The 5,399-nt window shown below is 71.5% G+C and carries 5 protein-coding genes; all 5 read left to right on the forward strand.

Translation table 11 applies throughout. The features are described from left to right. Nucleotides 1-343: 343 nt before the first annotated feature. On the forward strand, nt 344-1,981 hold the full coding sequence (locus tag ACFY07_RS28350; RefSeq protein ID WP_390872408.1) for an ABC transporter substrate-binding protein: 1,638 nt from the start codon (nt 344-346) through the stop codon (nt 1,979-1,981). A gap of 7 nt (nt 1,982-1,988) precedes the next feature. After that, the gene (locus ACFY07_RS28355; RefSeq protein ID WP_230748235.1) at nt 1,989-2,912 is read left to right on the forward strand and encodes an ABC transporter permease; all 924 of its coding nucleotides are present in this window, start codon (nt 1,989-1,991) and stop codon (nt 2,910-2,912) included. Next, nucleotides 2,905-3,897: an ABC transporter permease gene (locus tag ACFY07_RS28360; protein WP_230748237.1), complete on the forward strand. Its 993-nt coding sequence runs from the start codon at nt 2,905-2,907 to the stop codon at nt 3,895-3,897. The genes ACFY07_RS28355 and ACFY07_RS28360 overlap by 8 nt, the downstream gene beginning before the upstream one ends. A gap of 68 nt (nt 3,898-3,965) precedes the next feature. Beyond that, nucleotides 3,966-5,030 (forward strand): ABC transporter ATP-binding protein, encoded by a 1,065-nt coding sequence (locus tag ACFY07_RS28365; protein WP_390872410.1) that lies wholly within the window; start codon nt 3,966-3,968, stop codon nt 5,028-5,030. After that, nucleotides 4,969-5,399: ATP-binding cassette domain-containing protein (locus ACFY07_RS28370; protein ID WP_390872409.1), on the forward strand; the 431-nt coding region annotated here is incomplete at its 3' end. The genes ACFY07_RS28365 and ACFY07_RS28370, both read left to right, overlap by 62 nt.

Genomic DNA, 5,399 nt, shown 5'->3' on the forward strand with positions numbered 1-5,399 from the left:
CGCTGCTGGCGGTGCCCTCGACGCTGAAGGGCGAGGCGGCGCACGACTCGGCGTGCCACTTCGCCGAGGAGAAGGACGTCGTCCACGCCGCCTGACCGCGCATGTCCCGGCGCGCCGGCTCCGGCGCGCAGCGGCCCGGCCGCGCCAGCCCCCGTCAAGGGGGCTGGCGCGGCCGGGCCGTTTGCGCAGGCGTCACCCGCACGGCCCCGCACGCCCTCCCGACCCGCCGCCCCCCGGGATGGCATGGTGGATCATGCATCTTATGTGCCGTTATACGGCTTTGACGATGCATGTCCGGCCTGCCCGTCGGCAGGCCGCCGTCCCCGCGTCCAGGGAGGCACCCGTGCGCGCTGCCGTACACGTCAGCCGGATCGCCGCCGCGGCGGCCGTGGCCCTGGCCGCGGCGGCCTGCTCCGGCGGGGGCGGCACCGGGTCCGGCGGCGGGTCCGCGGAGGCCGGCGTGGTCCGGGCGTACTGGGGGGACCCGCAGAACCCGCTGGAGCCCGCGAACACCAACGAGGTCCAGGGCGGCAAGGTCCTCGACATGGTCTTCCGCGGCCTCAAGATCTACGACCCGCGGACCGGGGCGGCCCGGAACGAGGTCGCCCAGTCGGTCACCACCACCGACCAGCAGACCTTCACGGTCAGGCTCAGGCCCGGCTGGCGGTTCAGCAACGGCGAGCCCGTCACCGCCCGGTCGTTCGTCGACGCCTGGAACTACGGCGCCCTGGTCACGAACAAGCAGCTGAACTCGTCCTTCTTCGGCTACATCCAGGGCTACGACAAGGTCCACCCCGCCTCCGGGGGCCCCACCGCGAGGACGATGTCCGGCCTGACCGTGGTCGACGACCTGACCTTCACGGTGGCCCTCAGCCAGAAGTTCTCGCTCTTCCCCGACACCCTCGGCTACGCCGCCTACTACCCGCTGCCCCGGGCCTTCTTCACCGACCACGCCGCCTGGCTGAGGAAGCCGGTCGGCAACGGCCCGTACACCGTCGCCTCCTACACCAAGGGCTCCCGGATGGAGCTGCGGAGGAGCGCCACGTTCTCCGGGACCGACAAGGCGCGCAACGGCGGGGTGGACCTCATCGTCTACACCGACGCCAACACCGCCTACACCGACCTCCAGGCCGGCAACCTCGACGTCATCGACATCATCCCCGCCGCCCAGCTGGCCAACGCGCAGTCCGACCTGTCGGGCCGCTTCATCAACCAGCCGGCGGGCATCATCCAGACCATCTCCTTCCCGATGTACCAGCCCGCCTGGAACACCCCCGGGGCCCAGAAGGTGCGCCTGGGCCTGTCGATGGCGGTCAACCGGGCGCAGATCACGCAGAAGATCTTCCACGGCTCCCGCACCCCCGCCACCGACTGGACCTCCCCGGTCCTCGGCACGCGGGGCGGCTGGTCCGCGACCCTCTGCGGCCAGGCCTGCACCTACGACCCGGCCCGGGCGAAGACCCTCGTCCAGCAGGGCGGCGGCCTGCCCGGCGGGAGGATGACCATCAGCTACAACGCGGACGGCGACCACAAGACCTGGGTCGACGCGGTCTGCAACAGCATCAACACCGCGCTCGGCGACGACCGGGCCTGCACGGGCAACCCGATCGGCACCTTCGCCGACTTCCGCAGCCAGGTCACCGACAAGAAGATGACCAGCGCCTTCCGCACCGGCTGGCAGATGGACTACCCGCTGATCCAGGACTTCCTGGAGCCGCTGTACGCCACCGGCGGCTCGTCCAACGACTCCCACTTCAGCAACGCCCGCTTCGACACCTTGGTGAACCAGGCCAACGCGGCCTCCACCCCCGCCGCCGCCGTGTCGACCTTCCAGGACGCCGAGAGGATCCTCGCGGTGCAGATGCCGGCCATCCCGCTCTGGTACCAGAACGCGGTCGGCGGCTACTCCGACCGCGTCTCCGACGTGCGGCTCAACCCCTTCAGCGTCCCGGTCTACAACCAGATCACCGTCAAGGGCTGACCGCCCCATGGGACGCTACATCCTCCGGCGGGTGCTCCAGATGGTGCCGGTCTTCATCGGCACCACCCTGCTGATCTTCCTCATGGTGTACGCGCTCGGCGACCCGGTGGCCGCGCTCTTCGGCGACAAGGCCCCCGACCCCGCCACCGCCGCGCAGATCCGCCACGACCTGCACCTCGACGAGCCCCTGGGGAAGCAGTACCTGCTCTACATGGCCGGCATCTTCACCGGCGACTTCGGCCAGGCCTTCAACGGCCAGCCGGTCACCGAGCTGATGCGCGACTCCTTCCCGGTCACCGTGCGCCTGACCGTCGTCGCCATCCTGATCGAGGCCGTGTTCGGCATCCTGCTCGGCGTCGTCAGCGGCCTGCGCCGCAAGGGGTGGGCGGACACCACGGTCCTGGTCCTCACGCTCGTCGTGGTGTCCGTCCCCACCTTCGTCACCGGCTACCTGCTCCAGCTGGTGCTGGGCGTCCGGTGGGGCGTCGCCCCCGCCACGGTCACCCCCGAGGCGCCGTTCGGCGAACTCGTCATGCCCGGCCTCGTGCTGGCCGCCGTGTCGCTCGCGTACGTGACCCGGCTGACCCGCACCAGCGTCGCCGAGAACGCCCGCGCCGACTACGTCCGCACCGCGGTGGCCAAGGGGCTGCCGCGCCACCGGGTGATCACGCGCCACCTGCTCCGCAACTCGCTCATCCCCGTCGTCACCTTCCTCGGCGCCGACATCGGCGCGCTCATGGGCGGGGCCCTGGTCACCGAGCGGATCTTCAACATCCACGGCGTGGGCTACCAGCTGTACCAGGGCATCCTGCGCCAGAACTCCCCGACCGTCGTCGGCTTCGTCACCATCCTGGTGATCATCTTCCTGATCGCGAACCTGCTGGTGGACCTGCTGTACGCGGTCCTGGACCCGAGGATCCGGTATGCCTGACCCGTCCCGGCCCGGAGACCCGCGCGACCCCGGCGGGGCCGACCGGACCGGCGTCAACACCGGCGGCCTGGCCATGGGGGAGGCCGGCTCCCTCGAACGCGCCGACTACGCGCGGGCCGCGGGCTCCCCCGGGACCGGCAGGCCGCGCAGCCTGGGGCAGGACGCCTGGGCCGACCTGCGCCGCAACCCGGTCTTCGTCCTCTCGGCGCTGCTCATCCTCTTCCTGGTCCTCATCTCGGTCTGGCCGGGGCTCATCGCCACCCGCAGCCCCCTCCAGTGCGACCTCGGCAGATCCCTGGACGGACCGGCGCCCGGCCACTGGTTCGGCTTCGACACCCAGGGCTGCGACGTCTACACGCGCGTTGTCTACGGCGCGAGGGCCTCGGTGACCGTCGGCGTCTGCGCGACCGCCGGGGCCGCCGTCGCCGGCACGGTCCTCGGCGGCCTCGCCGGGTTCTTCGGCGGCTGGTGGGACGGGCTGCTGTCCCGGGTCACCGACATCTTCTTCGGCATCCCCATCCTGCTCGGCGGCCTGGTCCTGCTCTCCGTGCTGCCCGGCACGACCCTCTGGACCGTGGTCGGCTTCATCGTGCTGCTCGGCTGGACGCAGGTGGCCCGCATCGCCCGCGGCGCCGTCATCACCGCCAAGCAGAACGACTACGTCATGGCGGCGCGGGCGCTGGGGGCCGGGAACACGCGCCTGATGCTCCGCCACGTCCTGCCCAACGCCGTCGCCCCGGTGATCGTGGTCGCCACCATCGCCCTGGGCACCTACATCGCCCTGGAGGCGACGCTCAGCTACCTGGGCGTGGGGCTCAAGCCGCCGACCGTCTCCTGGGGCATCGACATCTCGGCGGCGGCCGCCTACATCCGCAACGCCCCCCACATGCTGCTCTACCCGGCGGGGGCCCTCAGCATCACGGTGCTGGCGTTCATCATGCTCGGCGACGCGGTCCGCGACGCCCTCGACCCCAAGCTGCGCTGAGGCCCCGGGGCGCCGTGAACCCCGGGGAGGAAGCGCGTACGGAGGAAGCGTTGAGCGGTACCTACGGCATCACGGAGGAGACCCCCCGCGGCGACGCGGCGGACGCCGGCGGCTCCCCGCTGCTGGACGTCCGCGACCTGCACGTGGAGTTCCGCACCCGTGAGGGCGTGGCCAGGGCCGTCAACGGCGTCAGCTACAGCGTGGACGCGGGCGAGACGCTGGCGGTGCTGGGCGAGTCGGGGTCGGGCAAGTCGGTGACGGCGCAGGCGGTCATGGGCATCCTCGACACCCCGCCCGGGTTCGTCACCCGGGGTGAGATCCGCTTCCACGGACAGGACCTGCTGGGACTCCCGGACCGGGAGCGGCGCAGGATCCGGGGCGCCCGGATGGCGATGATCTTCCAGGACGCGCTGTCGTCGCTGAACCCGGTGCTCACGGTCGGCTGGCAGCTGGGCGAGATGTTCCGCGTCCACCGGGGCGCGTCGCGGAAGGACGCCCGGGCGAAGGCCGTCGAGCTCATGGAGCGGGTCCGCATCCCGGCCGCCAAGGAGCGGGTGGACGACTACCCGCACCAGTTCTCGGGGGGGATGCGGCAGCGGATCATGATCGCGATGGCGCTGGCGCTGGAGCCGGACCTGATCATCGCGGACGAGCCGACCACGGCGCTGGACGTGACGGTGCAGGCGCAGGTGATGGACCTGCTGGCGGAGCTGCAGCGCGAGTACCGGATGGGCCTGATCCTGATCACGCACGACCTGGGTGTGGTGGCGGACGTGGCGGACAGGATCGCGGTGATGTACGCGGGGCGGATCGTGGAGACCGCGCCGGTGCACGAGCTGTACCGGAGCCCGGCGCACCCGTACACCAAGGGGCTGCTGCGGTCGATCCCGCGCCTGGACCAGAAGGGCCGGGACCTGTACGCGATCAAGGGGCTGCCCCCCAGCCTCCTGCGCATCCCCTCCGGCTGCGCCTTCAACCCCCGCTGCCCCCAGGCCCGGGACGTGTGCCGGACCGACGAGCCGCCGCTCTACGCGGTGACCGCCGCCGGAGCCGGAGCCGGCGGTGCGGGCGGTGCGGAACCCGTGCACCGCGGCAGCGCGTGCCACTTCTGGGAGGAGACCGTCCGTGGCTGAGCCGATCCTGGAGGTGCGGGACCTGGTCAAGCACTTCCCGCTGACCCGGGGGATCCTCTTCAAGAAGCAGGTCGGCGCGGTGAAGGCCGTCGACGGCGTCTCCCTCGACCTGGTGCGCGGTGAGACGCTGGGCATCGTGGGCGAGTCGGGGTGCGGGAAGTCGACGCTCGCGAAGGTGCTGATGAACCTGGAGCGGCCCACCTCGGGGCAGGTCTTCTTCAAGGGCCGTGAGATCTCCCGGCTCTCGGGCGCCGAGCTGCGCTCCGTCCGTCGGAACATCCAGATGGTGTTCCAGGACCCGTACACCTCGTTGAACCCGCGGATGACGGTGGGGGACATCATCGGGGAGCCGTTCGAGATCCATCCGGA

Source organism: Streptomyces sp. NPDC001380 (genome assembly GCF_042895785.1).
Classification (GTDB): Bacteria; Actinomycetota; Actinomycetes; order Streptomycetales; family Streptomycetaceae; genus Peterkaempfera.

What these genes read in the sequence shown, in the direction of transcription:
- ACFY07_RS28360 (WP_230748237.1), top strand. Translation starts at nt 2,905, where the DNA reads ATGCCTGACCCGTCCCGGCCCGGAGACCCGCGCGACCCCGGCGGGGCC.
- ACFY07_RS28355 (WP_230748235.1), top strand. Translation starts at nt 1,989, where the DNA reads ATGGGACGCTACATCCTCCGGCGGGTGCTCCAGATGGTGCCGGTCTTC.